Source organism: Devosia sediminis, from assembly GCF_016411825.1.
GTDB classification, from domain to species: Bacteria; Pseudomonadota; Alphaproteobacteria; order Rhizobiales; family Devosiaceae; genus Devosia; species Devosia sediminis.
In genome coordinates this window covers 255149-278483 of sequence record NZ_JAEKMH010000004.1, presented here as the reverse complement: position 1 = coordinate 278483, position 23335 = coordinate 255149, and the positions used below count along the sequence as shown (strand labels likewise).

The window sequence follows — 23335 nt, the reverse complement described above, 5'->3', positions numbered from 1 at the left end:
GATAGGGGCGGTTGGTTAGAAAAGTCTGGAAATGTCGCAGACCTCTCCAGTGTCGTCACCACCCGACTTGATCGGGTGGTCCATGCGGCCGAGAACTGGATTGCCCGGTCCAGCCGGGCAATGACGATGGGGCGAGGATTCGTGAGCCAAAGCTCACCCAAACGGCCGCCAGCCGGACCAGTCGCGCTGGCGTTCGCGCGGGGCAAGGCCGAGATCTGCATGGAGATGGCCCGGGATGGTGTCCGGCCGCCGGGCGCGGCTGCGGTCGATCAGCCAGTCATAGAGGCTGGCGTCACGGGCAATAGACTCCATATCCTGGTGCGCGGGGTGATGCATATGGGCATTCATGGTCGTTCTCCTCATCCGTCCTGCCATGAACACTAAGTGAACATCGCGTCAGGGCGTGTCAGCATGGAAGTGGCGCAGAATCGCTTGCATTGCCGGCACGGCGGTGCGAACAGAACAGGCACAGATGATCGATCGCCCGGACATTGTTGCTGTGATGGTGGGGGTGGCCGTCGAAGGCCCCTACAGCTATCGCGTGCCCGAGGGCATGATGGTGGAGCGCGGCTCGATCGTGGCCGTGCCGTTGGGGCCGCGGCTGATCCTGGGAGTCGTCTGGGGTGTTCCGAAAGACCTCATCGCCCACAATCGCCTGCGCGATATAGCCCATGCCTTTGATGTGCCGCCGCTGTCCGAGGAATTGCTGCGCACCGTCGAATGGGTGGCGCGCTACACGCTGACCGCGCCCGGCCAGGTGCTGCGCGGGGTGCTGCGCTCGCCCGAGGCGCTGGATGCGCCCAAACCGGTCATTGCCTATCGCCGCACCGGGCACGAGCCGGAAAAGCTGACCCCGGCCCGGCTGCGCGTGCTCGACACGCTGATGGACGACATGGCCTGGCCCAAGCCGGCGCTGATCGGGGCGAGCGGGGTCTCGTCCTCGGTCATTGATGGGCTGGAGCGGGCGGGGGCGGTCGAAAAGCTGGAAATCCCGGCGCCGCCCGTGGTCATGCCGCCCGACCCGGACGACAACCCCGCCACGCTCAATCCCGAACAGCAGGCGGCGCTGGACAAGATCCTGGCGCTCGATGTCCACGGCTTTGGCGTCGCCCTGCTCGATGGGGTCACCGGCGGGGGCAAGACCGAGGTCTTCTTCGAGGCCGTGGCCGATACCTTGCGCGCCGGGCGGCAGGCGCTGGTGCTGCTGCCCGAAATCGCACTCACCAACACCTTCATCGACCGCTTCACCCGGCGCTTCGGGACGCGCCCGGCCGAGTGGCATTCGGACATGACGCCGGTGCAGCGCGCAAAAGTCTGGCGCGGCGTGCTCGATGGCTCGGTGCGGGCGGTGGTGGGCGCGCGCTCGGCGCTGTTCCTGCCGTTCCGCGAACTGGGGCTACTGGTGCTCGATGAGGAGCATGACGGGGCCTACAAGCAATCCGACGGCTTTACCTACCATGCCCGCGACATGGCCGTGGTCCGCGCCAACCTGGCGCAGGCGCGGGTGGTGCTGTCCTCGGCCACCCCGTCCGTCGAATCGCGCAACAATGCCAATGCCGGGCGCTATAGCCACGTGACGCTGGAAAGCCGCTTCGCCGAAGCGGCCATGCCCGACGTCACCGCAATCGACATGCGCATCAACGGCCCGGAAAAGGGCGAGTGGATCGCCCCATCCCTGGCGCGCGAGGTGTTCGCGGCGCTGGACCGGGGCGAGCAGGCGCTTCTGTTCCTCAATCGACGCGGCTATGCGCCCCTGACGCTCTGCCGCTCCTGCGGGCACCAATATCAATGTCCGGACTGTTCGAGCTGGATGGTCGAGCACCGTTTCCGCGGCGTGCTCATGTGCCATCATTGCGGGCATGAGCGGCGGACCCCGAAGACCTGCGACGAATGCGGCGATACCGAGAGCCTGGTGGCCGTCGGGCCCGGCATCGAACGGGTTGCCGAGGAAGCGGCGACGCGCTTTCCCGATGCGCGCCGGGTCTTGCTCTCCACCGACATGGGCAGCCATGCCCAGCTCCGCGAGCGTTTTGCCGAGATCGAGCGGGGCGAATACGACCTCATCATCGGCACGCAGCTCGTTTCCAAGGGCCACCATTTTGAAAAGCTCTCGGTCGTGGGCGTGCTCGATGCCGATCTCGGTCTCGCCCATGGCGATCCGCGCGCTGCCGAAAAGACCTTCCAGATCCTCACCCAGGTGGCGGGGCGTGCCGGGCGCGCAAGCCGCCACGGCAAGGCGTTCCTCCAGACCTATCACCCCGATCATCCGGTGATGAAGGCCATGGTCTCGGGCGATCGTGAAGCCTTTTATGCGCAGGAAATGCTGGCGCGGGAGGCGGGGGGCATGCCGCCCTTCGGCCGGCTGGCGGCGCTGATCATTTCCGCCAACGAGCAGCAGGCGGCCATGGCCTATGCCAAGGCGCTGCTGTCTGCCGCGCCCATGGCCGAGGGCGTGCGGCTGTTCGGGCCGGCCGACGCGCCCATTGCCATGATCCGCGGCCGCCACCGGGTGCGGCTGCTGGCGCAATCGGGCAAGGATTTCGATCTTTCGGGCTATATGCGCTTCTGGCTGGGCAATGCGGAAAAGCCCAAGGGCGACATCAAAGTCCAGGTCGACATCGATCCGATGAGTTTCATGTGACGGCGGGACGTCGCGCGGGCGCAAGACATCCTTTACCTTTGGACCGCAAGTTGGGGTTAGCCACGGAGTGATGACCGAGGCTAGCGGCGGGCGGTGTGCTTACCCAGCCATCCCAACCGCCCGCTGCGCCCCCTATCCGGTCAGAAGACCGGCCGGCGATCAGAAGATCACAAGGACATAATGCGAGCACAGACCTTAAGCCTTCGTAACGGCGCGGGCCGATACGGCACGTCTGTGCGAATTGGGCGGTGGATGCAAAGCATGGCTGTCGCCATTCAAGCGTAGCTCTCATGGCCGTCTCGCCTGGAATCTCCCCGCCGGGGAGATTCTGCCCGTTAGGCCGGCTGCCGCCATTCGGGCATAGCCCTCATGGCCTTCTCCGCTCTCGCCGCGCCACTGGCGCATCTCGGGCCTCGCGGCCACGCTTCGAAGTGCGACACTTTCGACACCATCGAATCCCCCCGGGGAGCCTTGCATGGCCGGCTTGGCCTGTGTTAGAGCGGGCGCGAATTTCAAGGGGTCCGGCTCGCGGCCCGTTTCCGAGCACGTCCAAGGTACAAAAACCCGCCCGGGTTCCGGCCAACGGAGCCAATAACTGGGTCGGACCAAGAGAGGGTGAAGCGGCATTGGCAGCGCAGAATTCAGTGCTTACCCAGATTGCGCGGCCTTACGCGTCGGCGCTCTTTGATCTCGCCCAGAGCGAGAACCAGCTGGCCCAGGTCGAAACCGGCCTTTCGGATGTTTCGAGGCTCATTGGTGAAAGCGACGATTTCTCGCGCTATCTCCGCTCCCCGGTGATCTCCGGCGACGTCAAGGCGTCGACCCTGGAAGCCATTCTGGGCAAGGCCAAGGTCAATCCGCTGGTGGGCAATTTCCTGCGCCTCGTGGCCAGGAACGGGCGTCTCTTCGCGCTCGACACCATCATCGCCGTGTTCCGCGAGCTGGCCGCCGCCGCCCGTGGCGAAACCACGGCCGAAGTGACTTCCGCTGCCCCGCTGACCGATGCGCAGGCCGCGGCCCTCGCCGAAACGCTCAAGGCCAAGCTGGGCAAGACGGTGACGCTCAATCAATTCGTTGATCCCTCGCTGATCGGCGGCCTTCAAGTGAAGGTCGGCAGCCAGATGATCGACTCATCCCTCAAGACAAAACTCGCTGCGATGAAGATCGCCATGAAAGAGGTCGGATAATGGACATCAAAGCCGCGGAAATCTCTGCGATCCTCAAGGACCAGATCAAGAATTTCGGCCAGGAAGCCCAGGTTTCCGAAGTCGGTCAGGTGCTCTCCGTCGGTGACGGTATTGCCCGCGTCTACGGCCTCGACAACGTCCAGGCCGGTGAGCTCGTCGAGTTCCCGGGTGGCGTCAAGGGCATGGCCCTCAATCTCGAAACCGACAATGTCGGCGTCGTGATCTTCGGCACCGACCGTGCCATCAAGGAAGGCGACGTCGTCAAGCGCACCGGCGCCATCGTGGACACCCCGGTGGGTCCGGGCCTGCTCGGCCGCGTGGTCGACGGCCTCGGCAACCCGATCGACGGCAAGGGCCCGATCGTTCACACCGAACGCCGCCGCGTCGACGTCAAGGCTCCGGGCATCCTGCCGCGCAAGTCGGTGCACGAGCCCATGTCCACCGGCCTCAAGGCCATCGACGCGCTGATCCCGATCGGCCGCGGCCAGCGCGAGCTGGTCATCGGTGACCGCCAGACCGGCAAGACCGCCATCATTCTGGACACTTTCCTCAACCAGAAGCCGGCCCATGAAGCCAATGCTTCGGACACCGACAAGCTGTTCTGCATCTACGTTGCCGTGGGTCAGAAGCGCTCGACCGTTGCCCAGTTCGTGCGTCAGCTCGAAGAGTCCGGCGCGCTGCAGTACTCGATCGTCATCGCCGCGACCGCTTCGGACCCGGCGCCGCTCCAGTACATCGCGCCCTTCACCGGCTGCGCCATCGGCGAGTGGTTCCGCGACAATGGCAAGCATGCCGTGATCGCCTATGACGACTTGACCAAGCAGGCCGTCGCCTACCGCCAGATGTCGCTGCTGCTGCGCCGTCCGCCGGGCCGCGAAGCCTATCCCGGCGACGTGTTCTACCTCCACAGCCGCCTGCTCGAACGCGCCGCCAAGATGAACGAAGACCATGGTCTTGGTTCGCTCACCGCGCTGCCGGTCATCGAAACCCAGGCCAACGACGTGTCGGCCTATATTCCGACCAACGTGATCTCGATTACCGACGGCCAGATCTTCCTTGAAACCAATCTGTTCTTCCAGGGCATCCGTCCGGCCGTGAACGTCGGTCTCTCGGTGTCGCGCGTGGGTGGTTCAGCCCAGGTCAAGGCGATGAAGCAGGTTGCCGGCTCGCTCAAGGGCGAACTGTCGCAGTATCGCGAAATGGCCGCCTTCGCCCAGTTCGGTTCGGACCTCGACGCCGCCACCCAGCGCCTGCTGAACCGTGGTGCCCGTCTCACCGAGCTGCTCAAGCAGCCGCAGTTCTCGCCGCTCAAGACCGAAGAACAGGTCGCGGTGATCTTTGCCGGCGGCCAGGGCTATCTGGACTCGGTTCCGGTCAACAAGGTGCAGGATTTCGAAAAGCACATCCTGTCGAACCTGCGCTCCAAGCATGCCGATCTCTTGACCACCATCGCCACCGAAAAGGCTCTGAGCGACGACACGCGCGCCAAGCTCAAGTCGGCTCTGGACTCGATCAAGCAGACCTACGCGGCCTGAGCCCTGAAGGAGACGACAGGCAATGCCGTCGCTAAAGGATCTTAAGAACCGGATCGACTCGGTCAAATCGACCCAGAAGATCACCAAGGCCATGCAGATGGTCGCGGCGGCCAAGCTCCGCCGCGCCCAGGAAGCCGCGGAAGCTGCCCGTCCCTATGCCGAGCGCATGGGGAAGGTGCTGGCTGCCCTCGGCGCCGTCTATGATGGCCAGGAAAACGCACCGGTGCTGCTCGGCGGCACCGGCAAGGACCAGGTGCATCTGCTGGTGGTCGCCACCGGTGAGCGTGGTCTCGCCGGCGGGTTCAACTCGTCGATCGCCCGTCTTGCCCGCGACCATGCCCAGAAGCTTCTGGCCCAGGGCAAGACCGTCAAGATCCTGACCGTGGGCCGCAAGGGTCACGACATTCTCAGGCGCCAGTATCCGGAACTGATCGTCGATACGTTCAACTTCCGCGAAATCAAGCAGGTCGGGTTCACCCAGGCGAGCCAGGTTGCCGACAAGGTGCTGGCCATGTTCGCCGCCGGCGAATTCGACGTCGCGACCCTATTCTTCGCCAAGTTCGGCTCGGTGATTTCGCAGGTGCCGACGGCCCAGCAGATCATTCCGGCCAAGCTGGAAAAGGCACAGGGCGAAGGCGAAGCCGCCGCGTCGGCCGTGCCCTACGAATACGAGCCGAGCGAAGAAGCCATCGTCGAGGACCTGTTGCCGCGCAACATCTCGGTGCAGCTGCTCCGCGCCCTGCTCGAAAACTCCGCCTCGTTCTACGGTGCGCAGATGTCCGCCATGGACAATGCCACCCGCAATGCCGGCGAAATGATCAACAAGCTGCAGCTGAGCTACAACCGCCAGCGCCAGGCCCAGATCACCAAAGAACTCATCGAAATCATCTCGGGCGCGGAAGCGCTCTAACCCATCAGCGAGGACGAACAAATGGCAGAGAAGAAGGCCGGTCGCGTTTCGCAGGTCATTGGCGCCGTCGTTGACGTGGTGTTCGACGATCACCTGCCCGCCATCCTGAACGCGCTTGAAACCACCAATAATGGTCAGCGCCTGGTGCTGGAAGTTGCCCAGCACCTCGGCGAAAACGCCGTGCGCACCATCGCCATGGACACGACCGAAGGTCTGGTCCGCGGCACCGAAGTGACCGATACCGGCGCTTCGATCTCGGTGCCGGTCGGCGACGAGACCCTTGGCCGCATCATGAACGTCATCGGCGAGCCGATTGACGAAGCCGGTCCGGTCGTCACCTCGGGCCGTCGCGAAATCCACCAGGAGGCTCCGTCCTTCGTGGAACAGTCCCCGGAAGCCGAAGTGCTGGTGACCGGCATCAAGGTCGTGGACCTGATCGCTCCCTACGCTCGTGGCGGTAAGATTGGCCTGTTCGGCGGCGCCGGCGTGGGCAAGACCGTGCTGATCCAGGAACTGATCAACAACGTCGCCAAGGCGCATGGTGGTTACTCGGTGTTCGCGGGCGTCGGTGAACGCACCCGCGAAGGCAACGACCTCTACCACGAAATGATCGAATCGGGCGTGAACAAGGACCCGCATGAGAACGGTGGCTCGGCCGCCGGCTCCAAGTGCGCCCTCGTTTTCGGTCAGATGAACGAGCCCCCCGGCGCCCGCGCCCGCGTTGCTCTGACGGGTCTGACCGTCGCCGAGCACTTCCGCGACCAGGGCCAGGACGTGCTGTTCTTCGTGGACAACATCTTCCGCTTCACCCAGGCCGGCGCCGAAATGTCGGCTCTTCTGGGCCGTATCCCGTCCGCCGTGGGTTACCAGCCGACGCTGTCGACCGACATGGGCGCGATGCAGGAACGCATTACCACCACCACCAAGGGCTCGATCACCTCGGTGCAGGCCGTTTACGTGCCCGCCGACGACTTGACCGACCCGGCCCCGGCCACCACCTTCGCCCACCTCGACGCGACGACCGTGCTCAACCGCGCGATCTCGGAAAAGGGCATCTACCCGGCTGTGGACCCGCTGGCTTCGAACTCGCGTATTCTGGACGCCAACGTCGTCGGCCAGGAGCACTACGATACCGCCCGCCAGGTTCAGTCGATCCTGCAGAAGTACAAGGCGCTCCAGGACATCATCGCCATCCTCGGCATGGACGAGCTCTCCGAAGAAGACAAGCTGACCGTGGCCCGCGCCCGCAAGATCGAGCGCTTCATGAGCCAGCCCTTCGACGTGGCCGAAGTGTTCACCGGTTCGCCGGGCGTGTTCGTGCAGCTCGAAGACACCATCAAGGGCTTCGCTGGCCTCGTGCGTGGTGACTACGACCACCTGCCGGAAGCTGCCTTCTACATGGTCGGCACCATCGACGACGCCGTCGCCAAGGCCCAGAAGCTGGCTGCCCAGGCCGCCTAAGCTTTCTGCCGATTGGGTTCGCCGTGCGCGGCGGACCCACTGCCTGACCCGAACCTCCCGGGTTCGCTCCGCTAAGGGACCAAAAGAATGGCTGAAGGCCTCAAGATCGAGATCGTGTCGCCCGAGCGTCTGGTGCTGTCCGAAACCGTGGTTTCGGTCACCGTGCCGGGTACCGAAGGCTATTTCACCGTGATGACCGACCATGCGCCGTTCATGACCACGCTGAAGCCCGGCTTCATCACCGTGACCAAGGCTGCCGGCACTGCCGACATCTACTTCGTCAAGGGTGGGTTCGCGGATGTGTCGCCGGCCGGTCTCACCATCCTCGCCGAACAGTCCGTGCCCTTCACCGAGTTCGACCATGCCGATCTGCAGACGCAGATCCAGGCCGCGCAGGAAGAACTGACCCGCGCCGAAACGCCGGAAGACAAGTCCTATGCTCAGGAAGTCGTCTCGGGCCTCCTGAACCTGGCCGTGGAAGCGCAGCAGATCAACGGCGCGCACGTCCACTAAGGGTCGAAATCTCTTTCGCTGAATTGCCAGAAGGCCGTCCGCAAGGGTGGCCTTCTTGCTTGCAAAACGGGCATCCCGCACAACTTTTGTGCAAGTCATTGATATTGCACGATATTTCTTGCCCATCAACCAGCGATTAACCCTTGGGGCGCACTCTCCTGGGTAGAGGCGCAAATCCGGCCAACAGCGGTCGGGCCTTGGGGGCACGATCATGGGTTCAATTCTGCGCAATATGCGCCTTACCTTTGCCATCTCCAGCATGACGATCGGGGCGATCACACTGGCGATCCTGGCCGTGCTCGGCGGGCTCTATTTCAGCCTCGGCGCTTCGGTGGCGCGGGACGAGCAGCAGGCGCTGACCGATACGACCCGCATTGCCGCCCAGATTCTACAGGTCAACCTGCCCAGCCTCGAGGTCGGGCTCGACGAAGCGGGCAATGTTGCGAGCCTGTCGGCCCGCAGCATGCCGCGGTTTCGGACGCATGACGTCATCGATGCGGTGGCCCGCGTGGCCGGGCAGGACGTAGCCGTTTATGTCTACGATACGGAGACCAGCCCGGACATGGTGGTGGGGAGCACCAGCCTCCTGGACCCCTCGGGTGAACGACGTCTGAACGACAATCTTGCGGCCGGGCATCCGGTGTTCGACGCTCTCGTCGCCAACCAGCCGGTGCAATCGGAAGCCACGATCGATGGGGTCACCTATCTTCTCGACTACCGCCCCGTCGCCACCGCCGATGGCGTCGTCATCGGGGCGCTGATGGTGGCGGTCGATCGCGGGCCGCTGGTCGCGGTGCTGGCCAGCACCATGACGGTGCTCGGCGCCGTCGCCCTGGCCGGCCTGCTCGTTACTGGCCTCCTCGCGCTTGTCGTGTCGCGCAAACTGATGCGGCCGATCCCGCAGCTTGCCGGCGTTATGGAAAGCCTTGCGGACGGGAAGCTCGATGCCGAAGTGCCGTACCAGACCCAGCGCAACGAGATCGGCGCCATGGCACGGGCCCTCGAAGTGTTTCGCGCCAATGCCGTCGAAAAGGCGGCGCTCGATGCGCAGGCGCGCCAGCACCTGGCCGAGGCCGCTGATCATACCGGCCAGCTCCAGGCGATCTCGCGCAGCCAGATCGTGGTCGAATTCGATCTTCACGGCGTGGTACTCGCCGCCAATGACAATTTCCTGGCGCTGCTAGGATACCGCCTGGAAGACATTGTCGGGCGCCCCAATGCGCAGTTCCTCTTCGATGCCGATCCGGCAAGCGCGAGCTATCGCCAGTTCTGGACTGACCTTTCCGAGGGGGCTTTCAAGAGCGGCGAATATCGCCGCCGCACCCGTTCGGGCCAGGAGGTCTGGATCCAGAGCACCTTTACGCCGATCTTCGACACCGATGGCGTGCCCTACAAGGTCGTGCAGTTCGCCACCGACGTCACGGCCCGCAAGGCCTCGGTCGCAGCCATCGGCGCCGGCCTCAAGCAACTGGCGGAAGGCGATCTATCGACCACGATCGAGCGGCCCTTCCCGCCCGAATTTGAGGACCTGCGTCTTGCTCTCAATGGCACCGTGCAGCGCTTTGCCGATGTGGTGGGGCAGTTGCGAACGACATCGCGCTCGCTGCGCACCGCGAGCGGGGAATTGCTCAGCGGCGCCAATGATCTCTCGGAGCGCACCACCCGCCAGGCCGCCACGATCGAGGAAACCTCCGCCGCCATGGAAGAACTGGCCGCCACAGTGGCCAGCAATGCGGGCATGGCGGAAGATGCCGCCGGCAAGGCCGAGACCGTGTCCAGCGTCGCCGCGGAAAGCGGGGCGGTCATGGGCGAGGCGACCGGCGCCATGGAGCGGATCACCCAGTCCTCGGCCAAGATTTCCAATATTATCGGCATGATCGACGACATTGCCTTCCAGACCAACCTCCTCGCCCTCAACGCCTCGGTGGAAGCGGCGCGGGCGGGCGATGCCGGCAAGGGCTTTGCCGTGGTTGCCGTCGAGGTCCGCAGGCTGGCGCAAAGCGCTGCCCAGGCCTCGGCGGAAGTGAAGGCATTGGTTGAAAAAAGCGCCGAGGAAGTGCGGGGCGGCTCGAGCCTGGTCAGCGCCGCCGGCGACCGCCTCCGGGCCATGCTCGATGCGGTGCGGGAAAACAGCGATCTGGTGCGCGCCATCGCCCGGGCCAGCCGCGAGCAGGCGGCCTCCATCGAGGAGGTCAACACCGCCGTGCGCACGCTCGACCAGATGACCCAGCACAATGCCGCCCTGGTCGAGGAGACCAATGCGGTCATTGCCCAGACCGAGGGGCAGACCCAGGCGCTCGACCGCATTGTCGACGTCTTCGTCCTTGGGGAAGCGGACGCGGCCCCGGCCCCGGCAGTGCCGTCGGGCCGTCGGGCGGCCTAGTCATCTACGCCCGTTCTCCCGACCGCTGCGCCGCCCTCGGGCTTGACCCGAGGGCCACCGCCAACGGTCCCGATATCCGAGCGCGGTGCGTGCCTTGAGGGGCCCTCGGGTCAAGCCCGAGGGCGGCGCGGAGAGTGGTGGCGGATTGGAGCCAGACCTCGAATCCGTGCTTACCGCAAGGGGCCAGAGCCGTCGACCTACCCCAACGCCGCGTCGACCAGCGCCTCGGCGTGGAGCTGGGTCGTGTCATAGGTCGGCAGCGAACTGGTGCTGTCGTCGATCAGCATGCCGATTTCGGTACAACCGAGGATCACCGCCTGGGCGCCGCGCGCCGCCATGCGGTCGATGGCCGCCTGATAGACCTCGCGCGACTCGTCGCGCACGATGCCCTTGCAAAGCTCGTCATAGATGATGCCGTTGAGATTGGTGTGGTCCACCTCGGGCACCATGACGGTGAGCCCGCGCTCGCGCAGGCGCGCCTTGTAGAAATCCATCTCCATGGTGAAGCGGGTGCCCAGAAGGCCGACGGTATCGAAACCATCGGCCAGCAGCGCCGCCGCCGTGGGGTCGGCAATATGGACGAAGGGAATATCGACGCCCGCGAGCATGACGCCGGCAACGACATGCATGGTGTTGGTCGCGAGCCCGAGCACTTGAGCCCCGGCGGCCTCGAGCGATCGCGCCACGGCGTTGAGCTGCTGTCCGGCCTCTTCCCAGCGTCCTTCGGACTGCAGCGCGGCGACCGGGGCAAAATCCACCGAATGGAGGATCAGCGGCGCCGAATGGAGCCCGCCAAGGCGCCGGGCCGTCTCGCGGTTGATCGCGGCATAGTAGTGAGCGCTCGATTCCCAGCTCATGCCGCCAATAAGGCCGATGGTTTTCATGGTGTCAGTCCCGGCGGAAGCGTTGCGGAATATGGGCGAAGGCGTCCACTACCTGCTCATAGGCCTGGCGCTTGAACGGCACGATGAGGCCCGGGACCCGGGCGAGTTTTTCCCAGCGCCAGGCATTGAACTCGGCCTTGTGCCGGCCGCCGCCGGGGGCGAGCACGTCGATCTCGCTGTCCTCGCCGGTAAAGGCAAAGGCGAACCAGCGCTGGCGCTGGCCGCGATACTTGCCCTTGAAGGCGACGCCAAGGAGGTCGTCGGGCAGGTCGTAATAGATCCATTCCGGCGCTTCGGCGAGAAGGCTCACCGAAACGATGCTGGTTTCTTCCTCGAGTTCGCGAAGGGCGGCGCGCAGCGGGTCTTCGCCCTTGTCGATGCCGCCCTGCGGCAGTTGCCAGGCCGAGCCCTCAGCCGCGGATTGCTCGGGATCGCCGGCGGATTGGCGATGGCCGATGAACACCTGGCCATCCCTGTTGAACACGGCAATGCCCACGCAATCGCGATAGGGCAGGGCATCTCGGTCTGGCCGGTCGGTCATGGTTCGGGCTTTCGTTTGGCGCCCGCGCTATTGCATCAGGGCGCTGACGGGCACCAGTGCAATGCCCTTGGCGTCGAGTTCCCGCGTCCAGTCGGACACGGCCTGCACCGAAATGGGCAGGGCGCTGACAATACCGATGGCGCTGCCCGATTCCAGTGCCTGGGCCTCAAGGCTGGCCAGCGCCGAAAGAATGGATGCGCGGGCCGGATTGGCGTCGATCATGGTGGAGGCGCGATTGAAGGGCACGCGATTGGCCCCGGCCAGTTGCTGGGCCACCGAGCGGTTGGAGGAGCCATCGTCGAGATAGCCGAGGCCGCGTGCGCCGAATTCTTCCATGATCGGGGCGAGGTCGGCCGCCGAGGCCGTGAAGCGCGCGCCCATATTGTTGATGACGCCGAAATAGCCGCCGAAGCGCGCCATCAGCCAGAACAGCTTTTCGAGATTGTCGCGCGGCGCCTCGCCGGTGAGGATGGTATGCGGGCCCGGATCGTTCTGCGGATAGTCGAAGGGTTCGAGCGGCACTTCGAGCATGACTTCATGCCCTGCGGTGCGCGCCGCCGCTACGGTGTTTTCGAGGCTCCGGCCATAGGGGGCGAAGGCCAGGGTCACTTCGTCGGGCAGTTGGTCGATGGCGTCGAGCGACCCCTGCTCGTTGATCCCGAGACCGGTGACCACAATCGCGATCATCGGTCCGCCCGCGGCCACGGCCGAGCCTGCCGGACGGCGATAGGCCGCAAAGGGGGTGAGGCCGGTGCCCGACATGCGCGGGATGGTGCCGGCAGAGGTTTCCTCGCTGAGATCGGGCAGGGCGCCGAAGCGGTCGGGCACCTGGCCGAGGGCCGTGCCCGCGCCGGGCGCCGGCTGCGGAACGGCGACGATCGAGCCGTCGGCGGGAAACTGCTGGGGGTCGGCGGTGATGGTGGCGGGCCGGCTCTGGGCCGAATTGGCCACCGTGTTGTTGTCGCGGGTGGAGGTGATGGCCACGTCCTGGCTGGGACGGCCGCCATCGGGGTCTTCCACCAGAAACAGGCGCAGCGCCACGCCGCCGATGATGAGGAAGATCAGGACAAAGAGCAGCCGCGCCAGCGGAAAATGAAACCGCCCCGACCGGGCCTCGTTCCGGCGCTTGCGGCCGGTCAGCGGCGTGGACAGGTCATTGGCCATCGGTCTTGCGTCTATCCCCTAGGGCGCTTCCAGCACAAGCGGCAACGGTCTGCGGTCCGGAAGCGCAACAAACAAAGACCTGGATCCTTCGATCCAGAGGGCAGGATGCGGCGCGAATCAACCCGCCGCATCCCCAGTCTAGCATGGCCTCGTACGCGGCCGGCCTATTCCGCCTTGGGCGGGAAGGCCTCGTTGGTCTCCTCGCCCTTCATCAGGCGGATGGCATATTGGAGCTGGGTATCGTCGGCCTTTTCGGCCGGCACATAGACCGAGGAGCCAACGCTCGATTCTTCCTGGCCCTCGATGGTGATGTGGCCTTCGAGCCCGGCTTCGCCGATGATCTCGTCGCGACCCTGGAACTCCTCGGGCACGACCTGCTTGATCTCGATGTCGGGCGTGATGCCCAGCGCCTGGATCGAGCGATTGTCCGGCGTGTAGTAGCGCGCAGTGGTCAGGCGCATGGCTCCATCAGGGCCGAGCGAGATGATCGACTGCACCGAACCCTTGCCGAAGCTTCGCGTGCCCACGAGGGTGGCGCGCTTGTGGTCCTGCAGGGCACCGGCGACGATTTCCGAGGCCGAAGCCGAGCCGCCATTGATCAGCACCACGACCGGCACGTCTGCCAACTGGTTGTCGAGCGGATCGGGCACGGCGTCATAGCGGGCGCTTTCGCTGTCGGTACGGCCGCGAGTCAGAACCACGGCGCCGCGATTGAGGAAAGCATCGGCGACATAGACAGACTGGTCGACCAGACCGCCGGGATTGTTGCGGAGGTCGAGGATGATGCCCTTGGGTGCAACGCCGTCGCGGGCCTCGTAGATGTCCTCGATGGCGCGTTCGATGCCGACAAAAGCCTGTTCGGAGAAGCGCGACAGGCGGAGCAGGGCAATGTCGCCCTCGCCTTCGGCCTCGCCGCCTTCCATGCTCCAGCGTACGGCGCGCATGGAGATGATGCCGCGCTCGAGCTTGAACTCGATCGGATCGGTCACGCCTTCGCGGATCACCGAAATGGTCACTTCCGTGCCCACCGGGCCGCGCATCTTTTCGACCGCCTCGTCCTGGGTCATGCCATCGACCGGCAGGCCGTCGATTTCGTAGATCAGGTCATTGGCCATGATCCCGGCGCGGGCGGCCGGCGTGTCGTCGATGGGTGAGACGACCTTGATCAGGCCTTCTTCCATGATGATCTCGACGCCGAGACCGCCGAACTGGCCGGACGTATCCTCGCGCATGTCGTCATAATCCTGCGGCGGCAGGTAGCCCGAATGCGGGTCGAGCGAGGTCAGCATGCCCTGGATGGCGGCACGGATCAGCTCTTCCTCGTCGGGGGGATCGACATATTCGGCGCGGATGCGATCGAAGATTTCGCCGAACAGATTGAGATCGGCATAGATCTCGAGCGGATCGCGCTCCTCGGCCGCGGCGCGCTCGGCTGCGGTGGGCTCGGGTTCCTCGCCGCTCGGATTGGGGTCGAGCTGCTCTTCCTGCTGCGCCGGAGGATCGGCCGGGGGCTGGTCCTGGGCGATCAGCACCGTGGCAGGCACCAGCACTGCCGCAGCGATGGCGGCAAGGCGGAGAGTGTTGAGGCGCATGGGTTGGTTATCCCGTCTGTTCGTTATTGGCCCACCACCCGGCCGGGTCGAAGGGCTCGTTGTTCTGTCTCAATTCAATATAGAGGGTCGGCTGTTCGTTACCAGCATTGGTCGTTACGGTCCGTCCAATTGTGCGTGATCCCATGGTCCCGAGCGGTTCGCCCAATTGCACGAACTGGCCGATATCGGCCGTGATGGTGTCGAGGCCCGCCAGGAGGGCGGTATATCCCCCGCCCGTATTGAGAATGACGATCTGGCCATAATTGAGGTAGGGACCCTTGTAGAGCACCCAGCCATCGGCCGGCGCCACGACCTGGGCGTCGGCGCGGGTCATGATCGACTGCCCCTGGGCGAGACCACCGCGCCCGTCATTGGCGCCATAGTCGACGACGGTGACGCCATTGGCCGGCATGGCGAGATAGCCGCGGGCCAGGGGGAAGGGCACGGCGGGCAGCGTCCGCGCGGTATCGGCCAAAGCAAGCTGGATGGCCTCGGGCGAAAGCTGCGGCAGCGTCGGATCGGCGACCGGCGCCGTGGCGGCACCATTGGCGGCGCGTTCGGACAGGGCGCCAATCAGCTCGCGCAGCGAGGTGGCGCGCTCGGCCAGGTCCAAGGCCGCGGCCTCCTCGGCCAGGAGTTCGGCGCTCATCTGGTTGACGCCCTGCTTGCGCGCAGCGATCAGCGTGGCGATGCGGAGCTGTTCTTCTTCCAGCACTTCGTAATTGGCCTTGAGCGTGGCCTCTTCGGCCAGGGCCGCCAGCTTGATCTCGGTCAGGGCCGAAAGGTCTGCGGCGACCGTGTCGGCCTTCTGCTTGAGCTGGGGGAGGATGGCGGCCATCAGCATGGCGCCGCGGGCCGAGCCCAGCGCGTCGTCGGGATCGACGATCAGCGCCGGCGGCGGATTGAGCGAAATGCGTTCGAGAGCCGCCAGCACATTGGCGATCTCGCTGTCGGCGCCATCGAGCCGGCCGCGCACTTCGAGCTCGCGCACGATCAGGTCGGAAATGCGCTCCTCGACATCGGCCACCTCGATTTCGGCCAGTTTCACGCGCTGGGCGGCGGCGATGAGAGCGGCATTCTGCTGGGCGGTATCGCCTTCCATGGCCGCGATTTCGGCCTTGAGCGCGTCGATGCGCTCACGGCTCAAGGTCAGCGAGGCCTCGACCTCCTCGAGGTCGATGGCATTGCGGTCGGCCGGTTCGAGCGCGGGCGTTTCGGTGGCGGCGGGCGCCGCTGCGCCATCAGGCGTCGCCGTCGGAGCCGGGTCGGGATTTTCCGAAGCAGCGCCGGTTTCCCCGGCGGGCGCTTCGGCAGGGGTGGCGGCCGGATCGATGGGCAGGGCAGGCCGCAGTTCGACGGTTTCATTGGCCGGCGCGGGCGTCTCGGTCTGCGCCAGGAGCGGCCAGGCGGCCATGCCTCCCACCAGGCTGCCCGCCAGCAGGGCTATCGCAATTCGTGCCGGCCGCTTGGGCATGGCGTCTCCTGGTGCCGGGACCGAAATCCCCGAATCAATTTGCGGCACTTTAGCAAGCCCCCGGCAAACCGCCGGTTAACAATGCTTAACCATGACGGTGGGCCGGGTGTCGCGACGACGGGGCTCGATACGAGCAAGCCGCGCCCAAAATGTGGCGCCCGCTCGCGCTCAGTCGCCGCGGTGATAGGGGTGACCCGAGAGGATGGTGGTGGCGCGATAGAGCTGCTCGGCCAGCATGATGCGCACGAGCTGGTGCGGCCAGACCATGGGCGAGAAGCTGACGGTGAGGTCGGCGCTGCGCACGAAATCGGGGTCGATGCCATCGGCGCCACCGATGACGAAGCCGATGGCCGGCCGCCCGTCGTCGCGCCAGCGGGCGAGCTGATTGGCGAAGGCCTCGGAATTGAGACCCTTGCCGCGCTCGTCGAGCATGACGGTGATGCCCTCGGGGAGGGCGGCACGGAGGGCCTTGGCTTCTTCGGCCCTGCGTGTAGCGGCCGAGCCGGCGCGCGATTCTGCGATTTCGGTGACGTCGAAGCCGGTCAGGGCCAGCGGTTTGCCGCTGGCCTGGGCCCGGTCGAGATAACGGGCCACGAGCTCGCGCTCCGGCCCGTTCTTCATCCGGCCGATGGCCGCGATCGCAATGCGCATCGAAACCTAGTGCTGGTCGGCGGCGAAATCGGCCTGCCACATCTTTTCGAGGCTGTAGAACTCGCGCACTTCCGGACGGAAGATGTGGAGGATCACATCGCCCGCATCCACCAGCACCCAGTCGCAATGGGGCAGGCCCTCGACGCGCGGCTTGCCATGGCCATTGTCGCGCAAGGCGGTGATAACCTGGTCGGCAACGGCACCGACATGGCGCTGCGAGCGGCCGGAGGTGACGATCATGTGGTCGGCCAGCGACGACTTGCCGGTAATGTCCACCGCAACCGTTTCTTCGGCCTTGGCGTCATCCAGCACGTCGAGAATGAGGTCGATCAGGGGTTTTTGCGAACCGGCCACGGGGGTGGGCGAAGCGGGGATCGGGTTGTTGGGCTGGGCGGCCATCAGAAACGGCCTTCCGCCCATGCGCGGGCATGGGTCATGCGAGAGTTGAGCATCCTTGGTTGTTGATCGGAATGTAGCGGCGTCGACTGAACGGCAAGCCGTATCATCCTGTTCCGGTGACAATCATCACTTGTCCCGAATATGCGCCTTTGCAGGGGTTTTCGCAAGGTCGGGTCCTGCCGGAACCTTAACGCGGGTTGCGTGACGCCCTGATGGCGCTCGAGGAAAGGGCCGATTGCCGGCCCTGGAGATAGATCCAGGCTGGGGGGCGGCAGTCGGCCAGAAGGGCAGCGTCGCTCTCGTCGAGCTGGGCGTGATCGAGCATGGTGGCCGCCCGCGAGGCCAAAGCCCGCCGTGCGGCGCCGGGGCGCACATAGACGGCGATGGGGAGGCGCGCGGCAATATCGCGCCAGCGCTGCCAGCGGTGGAAATCGGCGAGGCTATCGGCCCCCATGATCCAGACGAAGCGCCGGCCAGGCAGCCTGGTGGTGAGGAAATCGACGGTCTGCCAGGAATAGGCAAAGCCCTTGGCCGCCTCGAAACCGGTCACCCTGATGCGCGGATTGCGGATCATCGCCCGTGCCGCCCCGACCCGGTCGGCGAGCGGAGGAAGGGCGGAATTGTTCTTGAGAGGGTTGCCCGGCGTCACCAGTACCCAGAGCGCATCGAGCTGCAGCCGGCGCAATGTTTCCTCCATGACCAGGAGATGCCCCTCATGCATGGGATTGAAGCTGCCGCCAAAGAGGCCGATGCGCATGCCGGGCGCGGAGGGCGGGACTTCGGTGACGCCGGGGATGCGGAGGGGTGGGCGGAGGGTCACTCTACCTCTCCCTCTGGGGGAGAGGTCGGCGCGCAGCGCCGGGTGAGGGGGCCTGCTTCAGGCAGTGAGTTTGCCAAAAGGCCCCCTCACCCCACCCTCTCCCCCAAAGGGAGAGGGGGCGCAGGTGCCGTTGGCTTTGCGTAGTTGAAAGCATCAAGGCCGGAGCTGCCCGTTGCCGCGGACGCGGTATTTGAAGCTGGTGAGCTGTTCGACGCCCACCGGCCCACGGGCATGCATCTTGCCCGTGGCAATGCCGATCTCGCCGCCGAAGCCGAATTCGCCGCCATCGGCGAACTGGGTCGAGGCATTGTGAACGAGGATGGCGCTGTCGATGCCGTTGAAGAACTTTTCGACCGCCTCGGGATCCTCGGCGATGATCGCCTCGGTATGGTGGCTCGAATAATGTTCGATATGGGCGATGGCATCTTCGACGCTGTCGACGACCTTCACCGAGATGATGGCGTCCTCGTATTCGGTCTTCCAATCTTCCTCGGTCGCCGGCTTGGCGACCGGAATCATGGACAGAACCGTGGCGTCGCCGCGGATTTCACAACCCTTGGCCACCAGCGCCTCGATGATCGGCCCGAGGTGGGTCTGGACCACATCCTTATGCACCAGCAGGGTTTCGGCGGCGCCGCAAATGCCGGTACGGCGCATCTTGGCGTTGAGCGTCACGCTCACGGCCTTTTCGAGGTCGGCCGAGCGGTCGATATAGACATGCACCAGGCCCTCGAGATGGGCGAAGACCGGCACCCGCGCTTCGCTCTGGACGCGCGCCACCAGCGTCTTGCCGCCGCGCGGCACGATGACGTCGACATTGCCATCGAGACCCTTCAGCATCTCGCCGACGGCGGCGCGGTCGGTGGTGGGCACGAGCTGCACGCATTCGATCGGCAGGCCGGCGAGATGGAGGCCGTCGAGCAGGCAATCGACCAAGGCGCGGGAGGAATGGAAACTGTCCGAACCGCCGCGCAGAATGACGGCATTGCCTGATTTTATGCAGAGCGCGCCGGCATCAGCAGTGACATTGGGGCGCGATTCAAAGATCACGCCGATGACGCCGAGCGGAGTGCGCACGCGCTCGATATGGAGACCGTTGGGCCGGTCCCATTCGGAAATCACGGTGCCCACGGGATCGGGCAGTTCGGCAATGGTCTTGACCGCCTCGATGATCCCGTCGATGCGCTTGTCGTCAAGCAGCAGCCGGTCGAGAAAGGCCTTGGAAATGCCCTTCTGCTCGGCCGCCTGCATGTCGAGCGCATTGGCGGCGAGGATCTGCTTGCGATGCGCATTGATCGCGCCGGCCGCGGTCAGGAGCGCGGTGCGCTTCTGCTCCGATGTGGCGATCTTGAGCGCATTGGCGCCGATCCGCGCATTGCGGCCGATCTCGGCCATGATGGTGGCGATGTCGCCGGAGGCCTCGTGCGCTGCACTCATTCTGCCGTCTCCTTGGCGCCGGTCAGCACCAGATTGTCCCGATGCACCATTTCCGAGCGATTGCCGGCGCCGAGAAGCTCGGCCATGACATCGCTGCGCTTGCCCATGACGAGGCGGGCATCCTCGCTGTCGAGGCTGGCCAGCCCACGGGCGATTTCCCGGCCGTCGGGATTGAGGACGGCAATGGTGTCGCCGCGCTCGAAGGTGCCCGTTATGCGGGTGATGCCGATGGGCAGCAGCGAGCGGCCCTGGCGCAGGGCGCTGGCGGCGCCGGCATCGACCTGCACCGTCCCGGCCACGGCCAGCGTGCCCATGATCCAGCGTTTGCGGGACTGGGCGCGGGTGGTGACCGGCTTGAAGAGGGTGTGGAGCCCGCCATCGACGAGGCGCCGGAGCGGATGCTCCTCGGTACCCTTGGCGATGACCATGGCGGTACCCGCCAGAGTGGCGATCTTGCCAGCCTCGACCTTGGTGGTCATGCCGCCACGCGACAGATGGCTGGCGGCGCCGCCGGCCATGGCTTCGATGGCTGGCGTAATGGCGTCCACGACCGACAGGTGGGTGGCATTGGGATCCTTGCCGGGCGGGGCGGTGTAGAGCCCGTCGATGTCGGAGAGCAGCACCAGCAGATCCGCCTCGATCATGGTGGCGACGCGGGCCGAGAGGCGGTCATTGTCGCCATAGCGGATTTCGGCCGTGGCCACCGAGTCGTTCTCGTTGATGATCGGAATGGCGCCGAGGCCCAGCAGCGTCTGGATTGTGGTGCGGGCATTGAGGTAGTAGCGCCGCTCCTCGGTGATATTGGGGGTAATGAGGATCTGCCCGGTGACGATGCCGTGCTTGCCCAGCGCTTCGGCCCAGGCCTGGCTGAGAGCGATCTGTCCGGCGCTGGCGGCGGCCTGCGATTGTTCCAGCGTCAGCGCCACGGCGGAAAGGCCGAGCAGACCCCGGCCCAGCGCAATGGCGCCGGAGGAGACGATGACCACGTCCCGCCCCTCGGCCTTCAAAGTCGCAATGTCCTCGGCCAGGCCAGCCAGCCAGGACGCCCGGAACTTGCCGGCTTTGTCCACCAAGAGGGCCGAGCCGATCTTGATGGTGATGCGGCGGTAATTAGCGAGGGGGTTCATGGGGTCGCAAACTCGATCTGCGCCCTCCCCCCTTGAGGGGGAGGGTTGGGGTGGGGGTGGCATTGTGGAGCCTCGATGGACCCCCACCCTCGGTCCCTCCCCTCAAGGGGGAGGGAAGCAATAGGGCCGCGCGGTCCGGTTGGATCCGGCCTGGCATCAAGGCGTCCATGGCCCTTCCACCTTCCGGCGCTCGGCTTCCTCGGCCTCGGCCTTTTCGGCGTCCAGCACGTTGAGGACGTCATAGAGCACCTGGTCGACGCCCTGGCCGGTGGCGCCCGAGACCAGGCGCACTTCGGCCTTGGAGGCTTTCTTCAGCGCCTTGACCTTGGCCTTGACCTCGTCCTCGGTCAGCGCGTCGACCTTGTTGAGGACGACGATTTCCTGCTTGTCGGCGAGCACATCGGCATAGGCCGCGAGCTCGTAGCGCACGGCCTTGTAGACATGGGCGACGTCTTCATTGGTGCCGTCGATGAGGTGGATCAGCACCTGGCAGCGCTCGATATGCCCCAGGAACCTGTCACCAATGCCGACGCCTTCGCTGGCGCCCTCGATGAGGCCGGGAATGTCGGCCAGGACGAATTCACGTTCGCCGATGCGCACCACGCCGAGATTGGGGTGGAGCGTGGTGAAGGGATAGTCGGCGATCTTGGGCTTGGCGGCCGAAACGGCGGCGAGGAAGGTGGACTTGCCGGCATTGGGCTGGCCTACGAGACCGGCATCGGCGATGAGCTTCAAACGCAGCCAGATGCCCTTTTCGACGCCTTCCTGGCCCGGATTGGCCCGGCGCGGCGCCTGGTTGGACGAGGTCTTGAAATAGGCATTGCCGAAGCCGCCATTGCCCCCCTCGAGCAGCACGATGCGCTGCCCCACTTCGGTGAAGTCGGCAATCAGGGTTTCCTGGTCTTCCTCGAAGATCTGGGTGCCGACCGGCACGCGCAGGACGACGTCCTCGCCGTCGGCGCCGGTGCGGTTCTTGCCCATGCCATGCACGCCCGTGCCGGCGCGGAAATGCTGGGTATAGCGGAAGTCGATCAGCGTATTGAGCCCGTCGGCGCATTCGGCGATGACATCGCCGCCGCGGCCGCCATTGCCGCCATCGGGGCCGCCGAACTCGACGAATTTTTCGCGCAGGAAGCTGACGGCGCCGGCGCCGCCGGAACCGGACTTGATGTAGACCTTGGCCTGGTCGAGGAACTTCATTTGTCTCTGGCCTTCCAGACGCCGCGCGTCAGTTTTGTGTCGATATGCTCCAGCTCGGCGTTGCGCGCAAGACAGAGCAGGGAAGATCGACCCGTCTCGGTAAATCCCAGGCGCCGCTGGATCGCCAGCGAGGCCTGGTTGAAATGAAAAACGCCCGAATGGATGGCCGGCGCGTCGCTGGCGGAAAAGAACCAGTCGATCGCGGCCACGGCGGCCTCGCTCATGATGCCGCGACCCCAATGGGGCTTGCCCAGCCAATAGCCGATCACCGCCGTGTCGCCCACCGGCTGGTAGCCGATATGGCCGACATAGCCCACATCCGCAAGTTCGATGGCAAAGCTCACTTCGCTCGGGGCAAGGTCGGCGCGCTGGGCGCGCAGCCACGCCTCGGCATCCGAGAGATAGTAGGGAAACGGCACCCGCGCCAGATTGCCCGCCACGTCCATGTCGTTGAGATAGCGCGCAATGGGTTTTGAATCGCCCAGTTGCGGCGGCCGCAGGATCAGCCGATCGGTGAGAAGGGTCGGGGTCATGCGAGGCGCTCGCATCCGGCCACGATTTCGGCCCTGAGACGCATCCGCATGGACGATGTGGGGGCGGTCAAATCAGGCGCCTGGGCTCCTTCGCCTCCCTCGCCCTTGAGGGGAGGGATCGAGGGTGGGGGTGTCGTGCTTTCAAGTGGATGCAGAGCCAGCGTCAGCGCCGACACCCCCACCCCAGCGCCGCTAGCGCCAGCGGGGCGCAGCTGCGCTACCCTCCCCTCAAGGGGGAGGGCGGGGAGGTGCGAAAGACCCGACTGGACCCTCATCCCCGCCACTCCAGCACCAGCAGCGGCTTGCCCCGGTGGCGTTCCACGACACTGGTGGTTTCCTCGATCACCGCAAAGCCGGTTTTTTCGAGCACGCGGATCGATCCGGGATTGTGCGCGAGGACGCGGGCGCGGATCGGGGCGAGGCCGATGGAGCGGGCCGCGGCGAGGAGACCGTCGACGGCCTCGGGCGCAAAACCCTGGCCCCAATGGCTTTCGCCCAGCCAGTAGCCGAGTCCGGTGGGGCGGTCGTCGAAGAAATAAAGGCCGATCACGCCCTTGAGGCGGTCGGTCTGCCTGTCGGCAATGACATAGGGGTGGTGGCTGGTGCGCGCGGTCTTTGCGACAAAGGCGCGGCCATGCCCTTCCTCATAGGGAAAAGGCAGGCTCGCCGTCGGCTCCAGCACCTTCCAGTTATTGGCTTCGGCCACGAGGTCGTCGATGTCGGAAACGCGCGGCGCCCGCAGCACAAGGCGCTGAGTGTCGATGGTTTCGGGGAGATGGGTGCGTGAGCTCATCGGTAGCTTTCTCCATTCGAGATCGTCACCCTCGGGCCTGACCCGAGGGCACTATACTTGCCGAGGTTTCCAAAAGTGCAGAGCCCTCGG

At 65.5% G+C, this 23335-nt stretch carries 21 protein-coding genes; 7 read left to right on the top strand and 14 right to left on the bottom strand.

Annotated features, from left to right (window positions below; translation table 11 throughout):
• Positions 1 to 153: 153 nt before the first annotated feature.
• The gene (locus JEQ47_RS17050; protein WP_198877623.1) at positions 154 to 348 is read right to left on the bottom strand and encodes a hypothetical protein; all 195 of its coding nucleotides are present in this window, start codon (positions 346 to 348) and stop codon (positions 154 to 156) included.
• 124 nt (positions 349 to 472) lie between these two features.
• Here JEQ47_RS17050 and JEQ47_RS17045 point away from each other — a divergent pair, with 124 nt between their 5' ends.
• From JEQ47_RS17045 to JEQ47_RS17015, 7 genes are all read left to right on the top strand, one after another.
• Entirely contained in the window at positions 473 to 2641 is a 2169-nt protein-coding gene (locus tag JEQ47_RS17045; protein WP_198877622.1) for a primosomal protein N', read from the top strand.
• Positions 2642 to 3267: 626 nt separating this feature from the next.
• Positions 3268 to 3828 (top strand): F0F1 ATP synthase subunit delta, encoded by a 561-nt coding sequence (locus JEQ47_RS20820; protein WP_198877621.1) that lies wholly within the window; start codon positions 3268 to 3270, stop codon positions 3826 to 3828.
• Complete coding sequence (gene atpA / locus JEQ47_RS17035) at positions 3828 to 5363, top strand: F0F1 ATP synthase subunit alpha (protein ID WP_198877620.1); 1536 nt, start codon at positions 3828 to 3830, stop codon at positions 5361 to 5363. The genes JEQ47_RS20820 and atpA overlap by 1 nt, the downstream gene beginning before the upstream one ends.
• 22 nt (positions 5364 to 5385) lie before the next feature.
• Entirely contained in the window at positions 5386 to 6273 is an 888-nt protein-coding gene (locus tag JEQ47_RS17030; protein WP_198877619.1) for a F0F1 ATP synthase subunit gamma, read from the top strand.
• 21 nt (positions 6274 to 6294) lie between these two features.
• Positions 6295 to 7734 carry a F0F1 ATP synthase subunit beta gene (atpD, locus tag JEQ47_RS17025; protein ID WP_198877618.1) on the top strand — a complete coding sequence of 480 codons (1440 nt, stop codon included), beginning with the start codon at positions 6295 to 6297 and terminating at the stop codon, positions 7732 to 7734.
• Between the two features lie 87 nt (positions 7735 to 7821).
• The gene (locus JEQ47_RS17020; protein ID WP_198877617.1) at positions 7822 to 8247 is read left to right on the top strand and encodes a F0F1 ATP synthase subunit epsilon; all 426 of its coding nucleotides are present in this window, start codon (positions 7822 to 7824) and stop codon (positions 8245 to 8247) included.
• A 211-nt stretch (positions 8248 to 8458) separates the two neighbouring features.
• A complete protein-coding gene (locus JEQ47_RS17015) occupies positions 8459 to 10630 on the top strand; it encodes a methyl-accepting chemotaxis protein (RefSeq protein WP_198877616.1) in 2172 nt (723 codons plus the stop codon).
• 197 nt (positions 10631 to 10827) lie between these two features.
• Here the strand turns inward: JEQ47_RS17015 and JEQ47_RS17010 are convergent, their stop codons facing one another.
• From JEQ47_RS17010 to JEQ47_RS16950, 13 genes are all read right to left on the bottom strand, one after another.
• Positions 10828 to 11514 carry an aspartate/glutamate racemase family protein gene (locus JEQ47_RS17010; protein WP_198877615.1) on the bottom strand — a complete coding sequence of 229 codons (687 nt, stop codon included), beginning with the start codon at positions 11512 to 11514 and terminating at the stop codon, positions 10828 to 10830.
• A gap of 4 nt (positions 11515 to 11518) precedes the next feature.
• The gene (locus tag JEQ47_RS17005) at positions 11519 to 12055 is read right to left on the bottom strand and encodes an RNA pyrophosphohydrolase (protein ID WP_198877614.1); all 537 of its coding nucleotides are present in this window, start codon (positions 12053 to 12055) and stop codon (positions 11519 to 11521) included.
• Positions 12056 to 12082: 27 nt separating this feature from the next.
• Positions 12083 to 13219: a divergent polysaccharide deacetylase family protein gene (locus JEQ47_RS17000; protein WP_198877613.1), complete on the bottom strand. Its 1137-nt coding sequence runs from the start codon at positions 13217 to 13219 to the stop codon at positions 12083 to 12085.
• A gap of 164 nt (positions 13220 to 13383) precedes the next feature.
• The gene (locus JEQ47_RS16995) at positions 13384 to 14811 is read right to left on the bottom strand and encodes a S41 family peptidase (RefSeq protein ID WP_198877612.1); all 1428 of its coding nucleotides are present in this window, start codon (positions 14809 to 14811) and stop codon (positions 13384 to 13386) included.
• Positions 14812 to 14818: 7 nt separating this feature from the next.
• The gene (locus JEQ47_RS16990; protein WP_198877611.1) at positions 14819 to 16285 is read right to left on the bottom strand and encodes a murein hydrolase activator EnvC family protein; all 1467 of its coding nucleotides are present in this window, start codon (positions 16283 to 16285) and stop codon (positions 14819 to 14821) included.
• Positions 16286 to 16453: 168 nt separating this feature from the next.
• Positions 16454 to 16936, bottom strand: a complete 483-nt coding sequence (rlmH, locus tag JEQ47_RS16985; RefSeq protein WP_198877610.1) for a 23S rRNA (pseudouridine(1915)-N(3))-methyltransferase RlmH — start codon at positions 16934 to 16936, stop codon at positions 16454 to 16456.
• 6 nt (positions 16937 to 16942) lie between these two features.
• Entirely contained in the window at positions 16943 to 17335 is a 393-nt protein-coding gene (gene rsfS, locus JEQ47_RS16980; protein WP_198877609.1) for a ribosome silencing factor, read from the bottom strand.
• Between the two features lie 187 nt (positions 17336 to 17522).
• Positions 17523 to 18155 (bottom strand): nicotinate-nucleotide adenylyltransferase, encoded by a 633-nt coding sequence (locus JEQ47_RS16975; RefSeq protein WP_328769432.1) that lies wholly within the window; start codon positions 18153 to 18155, stop codon positions 17523 to 17525.
• Between the two features lie 153 nt (positions 18156 to 18308).
• Positions 18309 to 19592, bottom strand: coding sequence for a glutamate-5-semialdehyde dehydrogenase (locus tag JEQ47_RS16970; RefSeq protein WP_198877608.1), 1284 nt, complete (start codon positions 19590 to 19592; stop codon positions 18309 to 18311).
• Entirely contained in the window at positions 19589 to 20719 is a 1131-nt protein-coding gene (gene proB, locus JEQ47_RS16965; RefSeq protein WP_198877607.1) for a glutamate 5-kinase, read from the bottom strand. Before proB ends, JEQ47_RS16970 begins: the two co-directional genes overlap by 4 nt.
• A gap of 156 nt (positions 20720 to 20875) precedes the next feature.
• The gene (obgE, locus tag JEQ47_RS16960; RefSeq protein WP_198877606.1) at positions 20876 to 21919 is read right to left on the bottom strand and encodes a GTPase ObgE; all 1044 of its coding nucleotides are present in this window, start codon (positions 21917 to 21919) and stop codon (positions 20876 to 20878) included.
• Positions 21916 to 22452, bottom strand: coding sequence for a GNAT family N-acetyltransferase (locus JEQ47_RS16955; protein WP_198877605.1), 537 nt, complete (start codon positions 22450 to 22452; stop codon positions 21916 to 21918). Before JEQ47_RS16955 ends, obgE begins: the two co-directional genes overlap by 4 nt.
• Before the next feature lie 271 nt (positions 22453 to 22723).
• The gene (locus JEQ47_RS16950; protein ID WP_198877604.1) at positions 22724 to 23245 is read right to left on the bottom strand and encodes a GNAT family N-acetyltransferase; all 522 of its coding nucleotides are present in this window, start codon (positions 23243 to 23245) and stop codon (positions 22724 to 22726) included.
• Positions 23246 to 23335: the final 90 nt, after the last annotated feature.